Source organism: Serratia sp. JKS000199, assembly GCF_900215455.1.
GTDB lineage: Bacteria > Pseudomonadota > Gammaproteobacteria > Enterobacterales > Enterobacteriaceae > Serratia > Serratia ureilytica.
Map to the genome: position 1 here is coordinate 4,931,101 of NZ_LT907843.1, position 17,465 is coordinate 4,948,565.

At 61.8% G+C, this 17,465-nt stretch carries 18 protein-coding genes; 4 read left to right on the plus strand and 14 right to left on the minus strand.

The window, feature by feature from the left end; genetic code table 11:
• Positions 1-21: 21 nt before the first annotated feature.
• Together CPH57_RS23330 and CPH57_RS23335 are read right to left on the minus strand one after the other, a co-directional pair.
• Positions 22-225 carry a YbdD/YjiX family protein gene (locus tag CPH57_RS23330; protein ID WP_004953088.1) on the minus strand — a complete coding sequence of 68 codons (204 nt, stop codon included), beginning with the start codon at positions 223-225 and terminating at the stop codon, positions 22-24.
• A 218-nt stretch (positions 226-443) separates the two neighbouring features.
• On the minus strand, positions 444-2,624 hold the full coding sequence (locus CPH57_RS23335) for a carbon starvation CstA family protein (protein WP_047025144.1): 2,181 nt from the start codon (positions 2,622-2,624) through the stop codon (positions 444-446).
• 436 nt (positions 2,625-3,060) lie between these two features.
• Between CPH57_RS23335 and sfnG the strand changes: the two genes are divergently transcribed.
• The gene (gene sfnG, locus CPH57_RS23340) at positions 3,061-4,155 is read left to right on the plus strand and encodes a dimethylsulfone monooxygenase SfnG (protein ID WP_025305137.1); all 1,095 of its coding nucleotides are present in this window, start codon (positions 3,061-3,063) and stop codon (positions 4,153-4,155) included.
• Positions 4,156-4,159: 4 nt separating this feature from the next.
• Here the strand turns inward: sfnG and CPH57_RS23345 are convergent, their stop codons facing one another.
• The 9 genes from CPH57_RS23345 to CPH57_RS23385 all read right to left on the minus strand — a co-directional run bounded on the left by CPH57_RS23345 (position 4,160) and on the right by CPH57_RS23385 (position 13,883).
• Positions 4,160-5,044 carry a LysR family transcriptional regulator gene (locus CPH57_RS23345; protein WP_096242768.1) on the minus strand — a complete coding sequence of 295 codons (885 nt, stop codon included), beginning with the start codon at positions 5,042-5,044 and terminating at the stop codon, positions 4,160-4,162.
• A 27-nt stretch (positions 5,045-5,071) separates the two neighbouring features.
• Entirely contained in the window at positions 5,072-5,764 is a 693-nt protein-coding gene (locus CPH57_RS23350) for an MgtC/SapB family protein (protein ID WP_019453282.1), read from the minus strand.
• A 111-nt stretch (positions 5,765-5,875) separates the two neighbouring features.
• Positions 5,876-6,655 (minus strand): ABC transporter ATP-binding protein, encoded by a 780-nt coding sequence (locus tag CPH57_RS23355; RefSeq protein ID WP_096242769.1) that lies wholly within the window; start codon positions 6,653-6,655, stop codon positions 5,876-5,878.
• A gap of 585 nt (positions 6,656-7,240) precedes the next feature.
• Positions 7,241-8,323, minus strand: coding sequence for a porin (locus CPH57_RS23360; protein ID WP_096242770.1), 1,083 nt, complete (start codon positions 8,321-8,323; stop codon positions 7,241-7,243).
• A 31-nt stretch (positions 8,324-8,354) separates the two neighbouring features.
• Positions 8,355-9,146, minus strand: a complete 792-nt coding sequence (locus CPH57_RS23365; RefSeq protein WP_046688160.1) for an ABC transporter ATP-binding protein — start codon at positions 9,144-9,146, stop codon at positions 8,355-8,357.
• Positions 9,147-9,162: 16 nt separating this feature from the next.
• On the minus strand, positions 9,163-10,689 hold the full coding sequence (locus tag CPH57_RS23370; protein ID WP_089192526.1) for an ABC transporter permease subunit: 1,527 nt from the start codon (positions 10,687-10,689) through the stop codon (positions 9,163-9,165).
• Positions 10,690-11,366: 677 nt separating this feature from the next.
• Positions 11,367-12,056 carry a trehalose-6-phosphate synthase gene (locus CPH57_RS23375; protein ID WP_046688161.1) on the minus strand — a complete coding sequence of 230 codons (690 nt, stop codon included), beginning with the start codon at positions 12,054-12,056 and terminating at the stop codon, positions 11,367-11,369.
• Between the two features lie 13 nt (positions 12,057-12,069).
• Entirely contained in the window at positions 12,070-12,480 is a 411-nt protein-coding gene (locus CPH57_RS23380) for a GNAT family N-acetyltransferase (protein ID WP_042783609.1), read from the minus strand.
• Positions 12,481-12,512: 32 nt separating this feature from the next.
• Positions 12,513-13,883 carry a glutamine synthetase family protein gene (locus CPH57_RS23385; RefSeq protein WP_069100380.1) on the minus strand — a complete coding sequence of 457 codons (1,371 nt, stop codon included), beginning with the start codon at positions 13,881-13,883 and terminating at the stop codon, positions 12,513-12,515.
• 236 nt (positions 13,884-14,119) lie between these two features.
• On the opposite strand from CPH57_RS23385, the gene CPH57_RS23390 reads away from it, so the two are divergent.
• The gene (locus tag CPH57_RS23390) at positions 14,120-14,419 is read left to right on the plus strand and encodes a hypothetical protein (RefSeq protein ID WP_096242771.1); all 300 of its coding nucleotides are present in this window, start codon (positions 14,120-14,122) and stop codon (positions 14,417-14,419) included.
• Positions 14,420-14,434: 15 nt separating this feature from the next.
• On the opposite strand, the gene CPH57_RS23395 is transcribed toward CPH57_RS23390, so the two are convergent.
• From CPH57_RS23395 to CPH57_RS23405, 3 genes are read right to left on the minus strand one after another with little or no spacing between them, the layout of a single operon-like run.
• Positions 14,435-14,836 carry a putative T6SS immunity periplasmic lipoprotein gene (locus CPH57_RS23395; protein WP_089195423.1) on the minus strand — a complete coding sequence of 134 codons (402 nt, stop codon included), beginning with the start codon at positions 14,834-14,836 and terminating at the stop codon, positions 14,435-14,437.
• Positions 14,833-15,033 carry a hypothetical protein gene (locus CPH57_RS24610; protein WP_157993251.1) on the minus strand — a complete coding sequence of 67 codons (201 nt, stop codon included), beginning with the start codon at positions 15,031-15,033 and terminating at the stop codon, positions 14,833-14,835. The genes CPH57_RS23395 and CPH57_RS24610 overlap by 4 nt, the downstream gene beginning before the upstream one ends.
• Complete coding sequence (locus CPH57_RS23405) at positions 15,005-15,922, minus strand: LysR family transcriptional regulator (RefSeq protein WP_047572821.1); 918 nt, start codon at positions 15,920-15,922, stop codon at positions 15,005-15,007. Before CPH57_RS23405 ends, CPH57_RS24610 begins: the two co-directional genes overlap by 29 nt.
• Before the next feature lie 168 nt (positions 15,923-16,090).
• Here CPH57_RS23405 and CPH57_RS23410 point away from each other — a divergent pair, with 168 nt between their 5' ends.
• Complete coding sequence (locus tag CPH57_RS23410) at positions 16,091-16,789, plus strand: CoA transferase subunit A (RefSeq protein WP_004933280.1); 699 nt, start codon at positions 16,091-16,093, stop codon at positions 16,787-16,789.
• Between the two features lie 11 nt (positions 16,790-16,800).
• A complete protein-coding gene (locus tag CPH57_RS23415) occupies positions 16,801-17,454 on the plus strand; it encodes a CoA transferase subunit B (RefSeq protein ID WP_089197641.1) in 654 nt (217 codons plus the stop codon).
• Positions 17,455-17,465: the final 11 nt, after the last annotated feature.

The window sequence follows — 17,465 nt, forward strand, 5'->3', positions numbered from 1 at the left end:
ACGGGTCCTTGTGACTGCGGGTTAACAGCAGCGCATGCCGCCTTTGCCGTCGCCGCCGTAGCGCGCTTGTTGGCGCTCGCGGAAAAATTCTTTATAGGTCATCACCGGCTTGTCCGGGTGGTTGTCTTTCATGTGCTGGACGTAGGTATCGTAGTCAGGCACGCCCACCAACATGCGCGCCGCCTGCCCGAGGTACTTCCCCGCCTGGCCGAGATTTCCGAACATAAGCCTTCTCCAACTCTACCCTGCATCACTACAGCGCTTGCTTTAGCCTGATATTAGGGGAAGCCGGGGGATGGGGTTCCCGCAGGGATGCCCCACCTCCGGGTCGCCCCGGGTATCTCGATTACATCGCGCCGCACGCCTGGCATCTTGCGATGCACAGGCCGTGCGGCTTTGGGTACTGCTTAACGTTTATTATGCAGGGTATCCGTTAAATCACATCAATGCTGGGTCGAAACTTTGACCTCCCCCTCAGTTACGCCGTCGGCGGGCGCGGCCTGCGGCACCGGCACGTAAGGCGTTTCCTGATCGGTGCGTTTCGGGTTCTTGTGCGCCGCCATCGCGGTTTTCACCCCGTAGAAGATGATGCTGTACACCACCAGCAGGAACAGAATGCTCAGCCCGGCGTTGGTGTAGTTGTTCACCACGATGTGGTTCATGTTGGCGATCTGCTGGGCGCTCAGCTCGGCGCCGCCCTCGGCGATTTTGCGTTTGTATTCGCCGGCCAGGAAGAAGAAGCCTTCCAGCTGCGGGTTGTCGCTGAACAGCTTCAGGCCCAGCGCGTAGGTGGTGCAGATCAGCAGCCACGCCGCCGGCAGCACGGTCACCCAGATGTATTGCGCGCGCTTCATCTTAATCAGCACCACGGTGCCCAGCACCAGCGCCACGGCGGCCAGCATCTGGTTGGAGATGCCGAACAGCGGCCACAGGCTCTTCACGCCGCCGAGCGGATCCACCACGCCCTGATACAGCAGGTAGCCCCACAGCCCGACGCAGCCGGCGGTGCCGATGATGCCGGCCACCAGCGAGTCGGTTTTCTTCAGGAACGGCACGAAGTTGCCGAGCAGATCCTGCAGCATAAAGCGGCCGGAACGGGTGCCGGCGTCCAGTGCGGTCAGGATGAACAGCGCCTCGAACAGAATGCCGAAGTGATACCAGAAGCCCATGTTGGCGCCCGGAATGATCTGGTGGAACACGTGGGCGATGCCCACCGCCAGCGTTGGCGCGCCGCCGGCGCGGTTCAGCACCGAAGGTTCGCCGATGTCGGTGGCGGTCTGCAGGATCTGTTCCGGGCTGATGACGAAGCCCCAGGAGCTGACCGCCGCCGCCGCGTGCACGGTCACGTCCTTCAGCGAAGCCATGATCATCGGCGCGTCTTCGGTGCCCAGGCGGTGCAGATCCGGCATGGTGATGCCCAGCGCCGCCGGCGGGGTGTTCATGGCGAAGTACAGGCCCGGCTCGATGATGGAAGCCGCCACCAGCGCCATGATGGCGACGAAGGACTCCATCAGCATCGCGCCGTAGCCGATAAAGCGCGCGTCGGTCTCATTGGCCAGCAGCTTCGGCGTGGTGCCGGAAGCGATCAGCGCGTGGAAGCCGGAGACCGCGCCGCAGGCGATGGTGATGAACAGGAACGGGAACAAGGTGCCTTTCCACACCGGGCCGGTGCCGTCGACGAACTGGGTCACCGCCGGCATTTTCAGCTCGGGATTGAGGATCACGATGCCGATCGCCAGCCCGACGATCACGCCGATTTTCAGGAAGGTGGCCAGGTAGTCGCGCGGCGCCAGGATCAGCCACACCGGCAGCAGAGCGGAGACGAACGCGTAGCCGATCAGCGTGAAGGTGATGGTGGTGTCTTTAAAGGTCAGCGCCGGGCCCCAGTACGGGTCGTGCGCCACCACGCCGCCGAACCAGATGGCGGCCACCAGCAGCACGATGCCGATGATTGACACTTCACCCACGCGGCCGGGGCGCAGGTAGCGCATGTAGATGCCCATAAACAGCGCGATCGGCACGGTGGAGCAGACGGTGAACACGCCCCACGGGCTTTCCGCCAGCGCTTTCACCACGATCAGCGCCAGCACCGCCAGGATGATGATCATGATCAGGAAGCAGCCGAACAGCGCGATGGTGCCCGGTATCGGCCCCATCTCTTTTTTGATGATCTCACCGAGCGAGGCACCGTTGCGGCGCGAGGAGATGAACAGCACCATAAAGTCCTGCACCGCCCCCGCCAGCACTACGCCGCCCAGCAGCCACAGCGTGCCGGGCAGGTAGCCGACCTGCGCGGCCAGCACCGGCCCCACCAGCGGCCCGGCGCCGGCGATGGCGGCGAAGTGGTGGCCGAACAGCACGTTCTTGTTGGTCGGCACGTAGTTGAGGCCGTCGTTGTTGACCACCGCCGGGGTGGCGCGGCCGGCGTCCAGTTTCATCACCCTGGTGGCGATGTACAGGCTGTAGTAGCGGTAGGCCACCAGATACACCGCCACCGAAGCGACGACGATCCACAGCGCGCTGATGTGTTCGCCGCGGCGCAGCGCCACCACGCCGAGGCAGGCTGCGCCGAGTATCCCCAGCAGCATCCACGGAATGTGCTTTAAAATCCCCTCTCGTTTCATGAGGTATCCTTAATTCCAGTCTGCAAAATATGAATGAACTCATCCGCTTGTAAGAGATGTCAGAGTGGCGCGGTGAGCCGTAGCGTCTTTCCCGAGGTAAGGCGGGTTTAGGAACAGCTCATCATCGCCGGGGGTAAGGGGGGAAGACAGGCGTATTTCGGTCAGCGGTCAGATCCGCCGGGTGAACGGTTGGATTGGCGGGGTGAGCGGTTTGTTGCATAACCAACAGCCGCCCGTCAGCCGCTGTTGCCAATGCAGCACCCGCCCGCACCCGTCGGCTTTAAACGCCCGGTTTTTCAGCCAGATGCCTTAACGTGGCGATTGGCACGCATCCTGCTATCGGTTTTATAACCAAAACAAGGTTTTCAATATTTGGAAATCAATAATGGTTATATGCGCGCCGCATAACGGCGCCGACGGTCAGAGGGAGAGAAGCATGTCAGCAGCAAACCACTCGCAGCAGCCGATTCAGTTCGCCTACTGGGTGCCGAACGTTTCCGGCGGCCTGGTGATCAGCAATATCCCGCAGCGCACCGGTTGGGACATCGGTTATAACCGCAAGCTGGCGCAGATCGCCGAGCGCGCCGGTTTCGACTACGCGCTTACCCAGATCCGCTTCACCGCCGGTTACGGCGCGGAGAACCAGCACGAGTCGGTGTCGTTCTCACAGGCCCTGCTGGACGCCACCGAAAAGCTGAAAGTGATCGCCGCATTGCTGCCGGGGCCGTGGAACCCCACGCTGGCGGCCAAACAGATCGCCACCATCAGCCATCTTTCCAACGCGCGCATCGCGGTGAACATTGTCAGCGGCTGGTTCCGCGGCGAGTTCAAGGCCATCGGCGAGCCGTGGCTGGATCATGAGGAGCGCTACCTGCGCTCGGAAGAGTTTATCCGCTGCCTGCGCGGCATCTGGACTGAGCCCAGCTTCACCTTCGCCGGCGATTTCTACCGTTTCCGCGACTACTCGCTGAAGCCGAAGCCGCTGGCGCCGTTGCCGGAAATTTTCCAGGGCGGCAGCTCACGCGCGGCGCGCGACATGGCGGCGCGGGTCTCGGACTGGTATTTCACCAACGGCAACAGCGTGGAGGGCATTCGCCGGCAGGTGGAGGACATCCAGAGCAAGGCGCAGGCCAATCACCATCGGGTGAAGGTGGGGGTGAACGGTTTCGTCATCGCCCGCGAGAGCGAACAGGCGGCGCAGGCGGTGCTGCAGGAGATCATCGATCACGCCAACCCGGAGGCAGTGCAGGGCTTCGGGCACGAGGTGAAAAACGCCGGGGCGGCCTCGCCCGAGGGCGAGGGCAACTGGGCCAAGTCCACCTTCGAAGATTTGGTGCAGTATAACGACGGCTTTAAAACCAACCTGATCGGCACGCCGCAGCAGATCGCCGAGCGCATCATCGCGTTGAAAGACGCCGGGGTGGATCTGCTGTTGCTGGCGTTTCTGCACTTCCAGGAAGAGGTGGAGTACTTCGGCCGTGAAGTGATCCCGCTGGTGCGCGAACTGGAGCGCCAGCGGGCGGCGGCCTGAGCGTTCAACCCGTTTGCAGGGTTTGCAGCAGGTGGATAAAGGCGGCGCTGAGCGGCGGCGTGGCCGGCTCATGGCGGGTAAAGACATAAAAGCGCGCGCTGATGTCGATCCCCTGTGTCGGGATTTTCTGCAGGTGCAGCTGCGGGGCGTAGTGCGCGACGACCCGATCGCTCAGCAGCGCGATATAGCCCTGCCGCCTGACCAGGCACCAGGTCGCCAGAAAGGAGTCGGTCTCGACGATCTGGCCGTGCGGCGTGTAACGCTCGGCGATCTCGCGGATGGCGGCGTGCCCCACCGAGCAGGAGCGCGGCACCACCCATTTGGCTTCGGCTGGCGGCTGCCCGGCGGCGGTCAGGTCGCCCCCTTGATAGAGCGAGAAGCGCTCGCTCTTCAGCGCCTGCATCGCCAGATCGGCGCCGCCCGCCGCGCCGTTCAGGCTGCTGACCGCCAAATCCAGCTCGCAGTTTCTCAGCCGGGCGAGCAGGCCTTCCGGGCCGTCTTCCACCACCGTCACCCGGGTATGCGGGTAGCGGCGGTTGAAGCCTTCGAGCACCTGGGGCAGGTAGCACAGCAGCGGATCGACGCTCATCCCCACCCGCAGGCGCTTCTCGCCGCCGGCGCTCATGCCGCGCAGCTCGTCAAACGCGCTGAGCAACTGATTGGTGGCGGCGTCTATCCGCCGGTAAAACAGCTCGCCGACCGCCGTCAGGCGCACGCCGCGGTTGCTGCGCTCCAGCAACCGCGCGCCGATGGACATTTCCAGCTCTTTGAGCACCCGGCTGAGCGTCGGTTGCGAGACGGCCAGTTTTTTCGCGGCATCGTGCAAACTTCCGCAGTGAACGATGTCTTTGAACATCGTCAGATGAGCCAGTTTTGGCATGGTTTTCATGGTGGATCTCCTTGGAAGTGAACGGCATTAGCCGGAGCCGGCGATGCGGCTGTAATAGGCCTGTTTCATCATGCTGTCGTTCAGCAGTTTATTGATGGTCTGGTCGAGCACCGGCGTGGTGACGGAGGCCGGCATCAGCGTGGCGGTGATCTCCACGTCGTCGTCGCCAAAGGGTTCGATATCCAGATGCGAGATAAAGCAGTTTTCTCCTTGCAGCACCTGTTTGAATTTGGCCAGCGCTTCACGCTGCTCATGCTCGAAGGCAATGACGCAAATCTGGTAGGTGGATTCGCCGTTAACGTCATTGAAGGGCTGTTTGTTGACCATATTGACCAGAGGGCGCAGCAGGGTGTTGGCGGCGAGCACGAACAGCGTGGCGGCCAGCGCATCGCCGTACAGGCCGCAGCCGGCGCAGGCGCCGACCGCCGCGGAGCCCCAGAGCGTGGCGGCGGTGTTCAGGCCGCGGATGTTCATCCCTTCTTTCATGATGGCCCCGGCGCCGAGAAAGCCGACGCCGGAGACCACGTAGGAGATGACGCGCACCGCGCCGCCGCTGCCGTCGATGGTCATGGCCAGGTGGACGAAGATCGCCGCGCTGGTGGCCACCAGCGTATTGGTGCGCAGCCCGGCAGTGCGCTGGCGGAATTGTCTTTCATAGCCGATGGCGGCGCCCAGGACGGACGCGGTCAGCAGCGTCAGCAGTGTATGAATGAAATGCATGATAATAACTCGATGTATTATCCGCTTATCATGAGCCACCCGTGGCGGGGTGACTCTTGATAAACAGGTAGTTAAGTTGGCGGGATCCGTCCCGCCAGGCCAGGGCGGCGCTCAGTGCGCGGCGGCGATCTGCCGGCTGAGCGTCTCGCTGATTTTGTCCGTCAGCGGCTGCATCCCCTCGCGGGTGCGCGTCTCGCGGCGCTGCGCGATGTGATAGCAGCCGTCGAGGGTGCCGGCGCCCAGCAGGAAGATGCGATCAGACATCATCACCGCTTCCTCTACGCTGTGGGTCACCAGCACGATGGAGCGGGTTTTGATCTGGCGCGTGCTCCAGATGCGCAGCAGATCGCTGCGCAGGTGTTCGCCGGTATAGACGTCCAGCGCGGAAAACGGCTCATCCAGCAACAGCAGCATCGGTTCTACCGCCAGCGCGCGCGCAAAGCCGACCCGTTGGCGCATGCCGCCGGAAAGCTCGCGCGGGTAGGCGTCGCGGTAGGGCGCGAGCCCGACCAGATCGAGCATTTTCAGCGTCTGGGTTTCGACCACCTGCGGCGGCAGATCCTGCGCCTGCAGCCCGAAGGCGATATTTTGGTAGACGTTCAGCCACGGGAAAATGGCGAAGGTCTGGAACACCATGTTGATCTGCGGATTCGGCCCCGAGACTTTTTTATCCCCCAGCATCACGGTGCCCAGATCCGGCGCGATCAGGCCGGAAAGTATGCGCAGCAGGGTGGATTTGCCCGAGCCGGACTGCCCCAAAATGCTGACGACCTCGTTATCGTAGAGGCGCAGGTTGATTTCATTCAGCACCAGGCGTTTTTCTTTACCGGTAGGCTGAACGCTTTTGCTGACGTTATTAACCGTCAGCAGCGTGGTTTTTTTTACCATCATGATGTTTCTCCACTCAATTAAAAATATGAGCATGGAAAAATGGCCGATAGTTATCGCCGCGCAGGGGTAAAATAAATGCGAGCGCAAATAAGCCTGAGCGTTATCGGACTGTTAATAAGCGTATGCTGGAAGGATTAGCCTGTCAGGCGCGCCGGAGCGGCGTGCGCGGAGGCCATGCGCTGAAGGGGTAAAGCGAAGGGATGTGGTAACTGACGCATATCCTGACACTTTCAGGATGCAATGGGATGACTATTGCTCCTGTGACCTCAGCGATTCCAACAATAAAATAAACAACCAACTGTCGCCGTCCATATCATTTCCCCGTTATTTTTCGTGTGGCCATAATACGCGTGATATTGCCTGTGATTCAATGTGGTTAGGCGGAATTATCGCGGCAAAATGTAATTTAATATGAATGCGGGAAAGTTTTTCTTTATTTATTAAACGGGGCGTCAACGAAAATCATGAGAGTGAATATAGGCGCTATTTTATGGAAATATAAACCTGAATTAAACGAGAGAATAACAGGGCGGGCGCAAGACAAATAATGAACCGGCCGCAGCGCGCGCTGCGGCCGGTATCGGGTCAGAACTGATACATGATGCCGGTTTCGACAATGTCGTCGGCGCCGGCGCCGACGGCGTTCTGCCGTTGCAGCAGGTTGAGCTTGTACTCCACGTAGGTCGACATATTGGCGTTGAAGCTGTAGTTCAGCGCCAGATCCAGGTATTTGACCAGATCGGCGTCGCCGATGCCGGGCAGGTTACGGCCGCGCGTTTGCAGGTAGGCCACCGAGGGCGTGACGCCGGAATCGAAGTGATACTGCGCGACCGCCTCGACGGCGTCCGCGCGGGGGGCGAAGCCGGCGTAGCGATCGCCGTCGACATAGGTCATGTTTTCGGTGCGCGCATAGCTGGCCGCCAGGTAGAGGTTGTCCAGATCGTATTTCAGCCCCAGCGTCCAGGCCCGGGCGCGATCGCCGTCAGCCAGGCCGAAGCGCTGCTGCGCCAGGGTGCGCGCAGAGTTGGCGTAGGCGGCGCCAAAGTTTAGCCCCGCGCCGGTGTCGTAGGTGGCGGAAAAGGCGTAGCCATCGCCGTTTTGCGTCTGAATATCCTTCGCCCGCAGAGCGTCGCCCCCCCGATTCTTCCCCTGATATTGCAGGCCGAGATCCAGACCGTCCAACAGCCCGCCCAGGCTGCGGTTGTGGTAGGTCAGCAGGCCGTTGGCGCGGCCGGTCATAAAGTTGTCGGCCGCTTCGTAGCTGTCGTTGCCGAATTCGGGCAGCACGTCCGTCCAGCCGGCCACGTCATACAGCAGACCGTAGTTGCGGCCGTAGTCCAGGCTGCCCCAGCGGCCGAACGTCAGCCCGGCGAAGCCCAGCCGGGTATAGCTATTGCCCGGCCCGGCGCTTTCCGCCTGATCGAGCCCCGCCTGATATTCCCATTGACCATACCCTGTCAGCCCGTCGGCGATCTGCGTCTCGCCTTTGAAACCGAAACGGGTGTAGGAGCGATCGCCGTTATTGTCGGCATCGCTGCTGAAGTAATGCACTCCGTTCAGTTGGCCGTAGAGATCCAGTTTATTGCCGTCTTTATTGACGATTTCTGCCCCGGCGGCGGCTGCCGGTATCAGGATGACCAGCGCCATCAGTAAGCTTTTATGTTTCATTTCACGACCCTGAGTTAACGAAAATGCGGCCTTATCCGGCCGGTTGCGCCTGCGCGATTTTTTTGTACAGGCAGCTGCGGATCCGATCGGTGAGGTGCCGCAGGCTGTCCCGGTTGCGCGCCGCGCGGGGAATATTGATGCTGAATTCGTCATCGATCCGTTTGCTGGTTGCGTCCAGGATCAGCACCCGATCGGACATCAGCACCGCCTCTTCGACGTCGTGCGTCACCATCACCATGGCGCGCGTGCGCAGCCGGTTGTCTCCCCACAGCGCCAGCAGGTCGCCCCGCAGTTTTTGCGCGGTAAAGATATCGAGGGCGGAGAAGGGTTCGTCCAGCAGCAAGAGGTCGGGCTCTACCGCCAACGCCCGGGCGAAGCCCACCCGTTGACGCATGCCGCCCGAAAGCTCGCGCGGCCAGGCGTGCTCATAGCCGGTCAGGCCCACCAGGCGCAGCAGCGCCCCCAGCCGCTCGGCGATCGTCTGCGGCGGCAGCTTTTGCGCCAGCAGCCCGAAGGCGATGTTGTCGTACACCGTCAGCCAGGGATAGAGCGCGTAGGACTGAAACACCATGCCGACGTTGGCGCTCGGGCCGTCGACCGGTTTGCCCGCCAGCGTGAGCGTGCCGTTGTCCGGTGGGATCAGCCCGGCCAGCATGCGCAGCAGCGTGGACTTGCCCGAGCCGGATTGCCCCAGAATGGTGACGAACTCGCCGGCGTGTACGGTCAGCGATACGTCGCGCAGCACGGGTTTGGGGCGCTTGTTTTCGCCGATAAACGTCTTGTTCAGCCGGCGGGCGCTGATAATTACCTCTTGAGTCACCATGTGCTTCCCCCTTTGATCAGTCATATTTGAATTTGGTTTCCGCAATGCGATACAGCGGTTGCCAGACGAAGATGATGCACAGCGCTACCAGCGCGCACATGGCTGCGCAGCCCAGCGCGGACTCCGGGTTCTTGCCGGCGTCGGTGACGACGGAAATGAACGCGCCCAGCCCGGTGGCGCTGAGGGTGGTGCTGCCCCACTGGATCACCTCGGCGGCGATGGCGCTGTTCCAAGCGCCGCCGGCGGCGGAGATGATGCCCGTCACGATGTAGGGGAAGATCGCCGGCAGCATGTAGTAGCGCCACCAGCGGAAGCGGCGCAGCCCGAAGGTTTCGCTGACCTCGGTGATCTGCGTCGGAATGGCGGAAACGCCGGCGATCACGTTGAACAATACGTACCACTGGGTGCCCAGCATGATCATCGGAATGGCCCACCAGCCGAGATCCTGATGATAAATGGCGATGAAGGCGGCGATCAGCGGGTAGAAAATGTTGGGCGGAATGGCCGCCAGGATCTGGATGATCGGCTGGAAGATCTTCACCAGGCGCGGATTCAGGCCGATCCACACCCCCAGCGGCGTGAAGATCGCCACGCTGAGCAGCATGGCCGCGGCCACGCGCGCGGTGGTGAGCAGCATCCACTCCGGCAGCATGGCGAAGTACTGTTTGGGGAAGTATTCCCACAGCCGGTAACCGAACCAGACGCAGGCCAGCACCACGCCGAGATACCACAGGCTGCGCCACAGCCAATTGCCTTTGGCGGCGAGGCGAAACAGGCGGTGCAGGCCGAGGGCGTACCACAGCCGCGGCAGCTTGAACAGCCACAGATCAGCGAGCGCGCGCAGCGTGCGGCCGAGCGCCGCGCCGACGTGCGAAAAGGCCAGACTGTTGTAGAACCACGGATTGCCGAGCGCCCGATTGGCGGTGACGTCTTCGTATTTGAAGCGGGCGGTGTAACGCACCAGCGGGCGGAAAACCAGCTGATCGAGCAGCACGATGTTGGCGGCCAGCGCGACGATCGCATACAGGATCGCCGGCACGTTCTGCTGCGCCAGCGCTTCGGCGATATAGGAGCCGACGCCGGGCAGTTCGACCGAGCGATCGCCGACCGGAATGGCTTCGGAGGCCACCAGGGCGAACCAGGCGGCGGATTGCGACACCATGGCGTTCCACAGCAGGCCCGGCACCGAATAGATGAACTCCAGCCGCCAGAAGCGTTGCCACGGGTTGTAATTGAAGCTGCGGGCGGCTTCGTCCAGCTCCTTGGGCACGATGCGCAGCGTCTGATACAGCGTCAGCATCATGTTCCAGGCCTGGCCGGTAAACACCGCGAAGATGGCGGTGCACTCCAGCCCCATCACGCTGTGTGGGTAGAGGTTGAGAAAGTACACGGTCGTGAAGGTCAGGAACCCCACCAGTGGCACCGACTCCATAAAGTTGACGAAGGGCAAGATCACCCGGCGCAGCGGCGCATAGCGCGCGGCCAGCACGGCGAACACCACAGAAAACAGCAGCGACCAGGCCATGCCGAGGAGAAAACGCATGCTGGTTCTGAGCGAATAATAAAGCAGGTTCCAGGCATCGAGACTAATGGCAGAGACATTTTGTTCATTGAAGTCGCCGTGCATGTCGCCCCACGCGCGAATAAAAAAGGCAATGAAGAAAACGCCGATGGCGATAACGATAAAGTCATTTAAATAAGACTTTCTGAAAACAGATGTACCCCGGTTATTTTGCATAACGCAATACCTTATTTTTCCCATAAGAAATCCGTCGGCGCTCGGGTAATAGGCCCGGCGACATCAGATAAATACCGCCACAGCGGTTGAGACAAACGTTATTTTCGCAGCGAGGCGATGGGTGGGCAGGCAGAGCGGGAAAGGCCGTCAGAAGGGGAGCGGTTGCCGCATTCCGTATCTTTCAGAATGCAACGTGGATGGCATTACTGAAAGGTGCCCAATAGCATTAGCGTAAAACTAAAACTTTCATCGCCCATAGGGCCCTCCTCGGTTTAAATATGGCACGGAGAGGGTAATGTGTTTTGCTAATAAAAAGCAATTGGCGGCGCGCGGTTTTTACGGTTGATATGTAACAGGATGAATATTCATTTTTTAATCGCTATATTCAGAAAATAAAATAACCTATTTTGATGGCGGTAAATGCGGTGAAAATAAATCGCGGCGAAATAAAACGGCGCGCCTGAATACCGCGCGCCGTAACATTAATAAACCTGCCTGCCATTGATGCCGGCGGGGAAAATGCCGGTGGCGAAGAGATGCCCGTTGGCCTGGATCTGGTCGTCGGCCAGCATCTCCAGCGGAAACTCGGCCGCCAGGCAGTTGAGAAAGGCGTTGCGATCGTCGGTGGTGGTAAAGCCGATCAGATCGTAGAACAGCAGCGAAGCGATCAGCTGGCGATGTTCCGGGATGCGCCGCAGCAGCGCCGCCGACGGGAACGGCAGATGGAAAAAGAACGCGCAGTCGTTCAGCAGCCCCTGTTCCTTCAGCGCCTGGGCGCAGGGCAGCAGCTGGTAATCGTCGATGCAGACGATGTCGCCCGGGCACAGGTGTTCGCAGGCGATATCGGCAAAACGGCGATTCAGCTGCCGGTAGGCGCGGTAGTTTTCCGGCGTGAAGTGCGCCTTCTCCGGCTGGTTGTGGAACACCGGCCACAGGCCGTCGTGGTAGTAGCCCTGATAGTGGCGGCGGAACTCTTCGATCGACAGCGGGAAGGTCACCTGATCGTAACCGGCGTCTTGACGGCAGTGGATCGGGCGCTGCGCGAAATTCTGCACGTCGCCGTTCCAGCCGAGCCACAGCCCCGGTTCGGCGTCGGCCGCCAGCGTCCGGCCGGCGCAGGCCAGATCCTTACCATCGCACTGCTTGTTGGAAATCAGCACCAAACGAGACATGGGGGTCTCCTTATCAGTGAAGGGCGCGCGGGGCGTGCGCCGCGCAGTCGGCGCGCCAGGGCGCTTGCAGCGCGGGCAGCGTGACGCGCAGGCCGCGCAACGCCGGATGCGCCAGGCAGCAGCGCGTCAGCCAGCTTCCCAGCCCGACGCCGCGGTATTCGGCGCTGACGAACAGTTCGCTCACCGAGGCGAAGGTGGCGTAATCGGTCACCATGCGGGCGAAGCCGAGCTGGTGGCGTTTGCGATACAGGCCAAAGCACAGGCCGTGGCGCGCCAGGCGCTCCGCCGCCGCCCGATCCGGCAGGCTGAGAAAACGCTGGATCGCGTCGATATCCAACAACTGCCGATCGGTGCTGATATGAAAAACGCCTTTGCGCCAGCAGAGCAGCGGCTGTGCGGGCGCCCGTTGCGGTTGCATATTCATGATTATCCTTAGGTTAACGAATCAGTGGGCGGTTACAGCATCCAGCCGAGTTCGGCGGCGGTGACCTGTTCCTCGAAGCGGCGCAGTTCGGCGCTTTTGCAGGTGTGCCACAGGGTGCAGAACGCCGGGCCGAGCAGTTCGCGCAGCGGATCGCTGTGGCGGAACAGCGCCAGCGCCTCCTGCTGGCCGAGCGGCAAGGGCGCGGCGTTGTCGCTCTCGCAGCCGTTGGCGGCGGGCGGCAGCGGCAGCGGGTGTTCCAGCCCGTGCAGCAGGCCGCCGAGCATCACCGCCAGCGCCAGATAGGGGTTGGCATCGGCGCCGGCCAGGCGGTATTCGATGCGCTGGTTGGCGCTGTCGGCGCAGGGCAGGCGCAGCGCCACCGTGCGATTGTTGTGGCCCCAGGAGGCGCGCAGCGGCACGTGCATGCCGGGTCGGAAGCGGCGAAAGGCGTTGATGTTGGGCGCCAGGATCGCCATCGACGCCGGCATCAGCGCCAGCATGCCCGCCATCGCCTGCTGCATGTTGTCGCTCAGTTCGCCCGGCGCGCCGGTCAGCAGGTTCTCGCCGTGCTCGTTCTGCAGGCTGATGTGAAAATGCAGCCCGCTGCCGGCGGCATGGGCGCAGGGCTTGGCCATAAAGCAGGCGTGCTGGTGATGTTGCTCGGCAATCTGCCGCGTCAGGCGCTTCAGCGCCATGATCTGGTCGCAGGCTTCCAGCACGCGCCGGCTGTGATGCAGGTTCAGCTCGTACTGGCCGGAAGCGGCTTCGGCCACCACGCCGGTCAGCGGCAGGCTTTGCAGCCGCGAGTGCCGTTCGATGTCGCTCAGCAGCGCATGGTGGCGCTCGGGCGCATCCACCGCGAAGCTCTGCGTCGGGCAGGCTTCCGCCTCGGCGGGGCGCTGCGGATCCTGCAGGTAGAACTCCAGTTCGGCCGCCACCACCGGGAAGCAGTTGCGCTCGTGCAGGCGCTTCAGCACCCGTTGCAGCACCACACGCGGCTCCAGCTCGCAGGCGTCGCCGTCGGCGTTTTGCATCGTCAGCAGCAGCTGGGCGTGGCGTTCGGGATCGCGCGCGCAGGGGCGCAGCGTGCCGGGCACCGGCAGGCACAGCCGATCCGGCTCGCCCGCCCGTTGCCCCAGCCCGCTTTCTTCAATCACCCGGCCGTGCAGATCCAGGGCGTAGATCGACAGCGGGAAGTAGCAGCCTTTTTCCAGGCCAAAGGCTTCGGCGATCGGCAGGCGCTTGCCGCGCAGCTGGCCGTTCAGATCGTGCAGATAAATATCCAGCTGTTCGGTATCCGGATAGCGCTGCAGGTAGTGTTCCAGCTCTTTGCGAAAGGTGCGCGTCGGCGATGCGGGCAGCTCCGCCAGCAGAGGATTGAACCCGATAATATTAGAATGCATGGCGCGCTCCAGAACGAAGACCGGTCACGGCCAGAGGCAGGGATAAACGCATGAGACAACTCTCTTGTGAGGCCATAGCGGCGATGTGGAAAGGGTATCTGCGGCGGCAAAAACTGTCTGTAAAAACGCCGTAACGTTAACGGGGCGCGGAATAAAAATGCCGTAAAGAGCGCGGCGGGTTGGCCGGGGCGGCACGGTCTATACTGGCGAGACGGGCCGTAGAAGGAGAGATAACGATGAAGAGAATAGGGTTGCTTATCGCCGCGCTGGCCGCGTTCCACGCCACCGCGTCTTCCCCACAGGCGTGGGCCGAGAGCGAACGGGCGATGCGCGCCGCCTGCCTGAAAGCCAGCGGGCTAAAAAACGCCAGGGTGGAAGGGGAGATTATTCACTACGGTGATGACGTCGGCTATTCGGCGCTGTTTATCGGTGGGCGCTACCCACAGCCGTTTATGAAAAACGAGCCGGGCAGGGAGCTGTGCTTATATCAGCGCGCCACGCAGAAGGTGGCGGTGCAGGCGGTGGCGGGGGAATAAATAATCCCAGTCTCCTTACTGTAGCTGTATTTCTCCCTTGGGCTTAATTCTTAAGTTGAATTCTTTCATGTATTTACGCCTTTCCGTATCGTTATTCATCGAGACGCCGAGCAAGACCGAGTATTCTCCCGCAGCCCAGTTTACCTGCGGATAAGTGACGCATTGCCCTGGTTTCAGGTCGGGCAACGGAGTGACTTCTGGTGAGGCCCAGACGATATGCCATTGCTGTTGTTCCTGTCGTGAGACGATCACCCCCCGGTTTTGCAGGCTGTCACCGCTGCGAACGCTGTTGATGGGCACGGCAAAGCAAGGTTGGTTGTCTTTGAGCGAGACGTCCAACGGATGGTACCAGGGCTGAGTGGATTGGCAGCCGTTCAGCAGCAGTGCGCACAGTAAAGAGAGATAAAGTCTTGTCATAGCAAGGTGTTCCGGTTCTTTGGATTGTTCAGGAAAGCTCGCAATACCCATTCATAACGTTTTTTGATGTCTGGCTCAATAATGCCGCTGTAGTTGGTGGCTACGTGGAAGCGATGGGCGGCACGCTGCGCCTGGACATTGAACGGCCGGGCGGCAAGCACGTCGGGTTTACGGTTTAAGCGCAGGCTGCCCGCCACTCCCCGCCATCTCCCGTTCGATTACCGTCGCCAGCGCCTGCGCGGCGGAAGAGAGTTGGTGCTGCGCCAGGCGGATCAGGCCCACGCGCCGTTCGATGATCGGGCCGATCAGCGGCACGCAGACCGCCCCCAGCTCATCCATCTGTTGCTCGCACAGCGCCGGCACCGCGCTGGCGCCGAGGCCGTTGGCCACCATGCGCCCGACCGTCACCAGCTGGTGGCTCTCAAACGCCACCTCCAGCGTTCGCCCGCTGCGGGCCAGTTCCTGCTCCAGCAGCAGCCGCACCGCCGATGGCCGCTGCAGGGTGATGAAATCCAGCGTCAGCAGCTCCTTCCAGCTCACCTGTGCCTTGCGCGCCAGCGCCGAATCCTTCGGCACCACCGCCAGAAAGCGATCGCGGCACAGCGGGGTGAAGTGCAGGGTGTCGCTCGGCTCCGGCTCGAAGGCGATGCCCATCTCCACCCGGCCTTCGCGGATCATTTCAAACACCTGTTCGTTGATGACGTCGTGCACCGCCACGTTGATGCCGGCATAGCGATCGCGAAACGCCTTAAGGATCGGCGGCAGCGGGTTGCCGGCGAACGACGGCATGGCGGCGATCGCCACCTTGCCCATCTGCAGGGTGAAGCGCTGACGCATCGCCTCTTCCGCGTTATCCCAATCCGCCAGCAGCTGGCGCGCCATCGGGAAGAAGGTTTCTCCTTCCGGCGTCAGCGTCACCCGGCGGGTGGTGCGCAGCAGCAGCGGCCCGCCCAGCGCGTCTTCCAGCCCACGGATCGCCAGGCTGAGCGCCGGCTGAGAAATATTCAGCCGCTCGCTGGCCTGGGCGAAATTCAGAGTGTGAGCTACCGCTAAAAATGCGCGTAACTGTTTGATGCTCATTTTCATTTTGGTTGGCGTTAACTCTTTGTTAATTGTCGGTTAACGAGTGATTAATAAAAATTCTAAATGAATGCGGCATAAAAACAAAATTAACAAATCATTTTTGTGACCTGAAGATGCCCTCACGCAAGCCAGGGCATTTCGCCCTGCGCCGCAACATGCAGGGGCAACGATATGGCAGGGCTCGACAAACGCGTCGGCAGCTACCAGGAAGCGCTGGCAGGCCTGACGGACAACATGACGGTGCTGGCGGGCGGCTTTGGCCTGTGCGGCATCCCGGAGAATCTGATCGAAGAGATCCGCCGGCGTGGCGTGCGCGGGTTGACGGTGGTTTCCAACAACTGCGGCGTCGATGGGTTCGGCCTCGGGCGGCTGCTGGAAACCCATCAGATCCGCAAGGTGGTGGGATCTTACGTCGGTGAAAACGCGCTGTTCGAGCAGCAGGCGCTCAGCGGCGAGCTGGAGGTGGATCTCACGCCGCAGGGCACGCTGGCGGAGAAGATCCGCGCCGGCGGCGCCGGCATCCCGGCATTCTTCACCGCCACCGGTTACGGCACGCCGATCGCCGAAGGCAAAGAGGTGCGCGAGTTCAACGGCCGCCCCTACATCATGGAAACCGCCATCACCGGCGATTTCGCCATCGTGAAAGGCTGGAAGGCCGATCACTTCGGCAACGTCATCTACCGCCACACCGCGCAGAACTTCAATCCGCTGATGGCGACCGCCGGGCGCATCACGGTGGTGGAAGTGGAAGAGATCGTCGCGCCGGGCGAGCTGGATCCGGCGGCGATCCACACCCCCGGCATCTATGTCGATCGGCTGATCCAGGGCACCTTCGAAAAGCGTATCGAACAACGCACCCTGCGGGCATAAGGAGAATTCGCATGCTTACCCGTGAACAAATGGCGCAGCGCGTGGCGCAAGAGCTGAGGGACGGTTACTACGTCAACCTGGGCATCGGCATCCCGACGCTGGTGGCCAACTACGTGCCGGCGGGCATGGACGTGATGCTGCAGTCGGAAAACGGTCTGCTGGGGATGGGCGAGTTCCCGACCGAGCAACAGCTGGACGCCGACATGATCAACGCCGGCAAGCAGACGGTCACCGCGCGCCTCGGCGCGTCGATCTTCGATTCGGCGCAGTCGTTCGCCATGATCCGCGGCGGCCATGTCGATCTGACCGTGCTGGGGGCGTTTGAAGTGGACGTCGAGGGCAACATCGCCTCGTGGATGATCCCCGGCAAGATGGTCAAGGGCATGGGCGGCGCGATGGATCTGGTGGCGGGGGCGGAGAACATCATCGTGGTGATGACCCACGCAGCGAAGGGCGGCGAGTCCAAGCTGCTGCCGCGCTGCACGCTGCCGCTGACCGGCGCCAACTGCATCCGCAAGGTATTGACCGATCTGGCCTATCTGGAAATTGAAGACGGCGCCTTCGTGCTGCGCGAACGCGCGCCGGGCGTCAGCGTGGCGGAGATTATCGCCAAAACCGCCGGCCGGCTGATCGTGCCGGAGCAAGTGCCGGAAATGCGTTTCTGAAACGGGAGGTG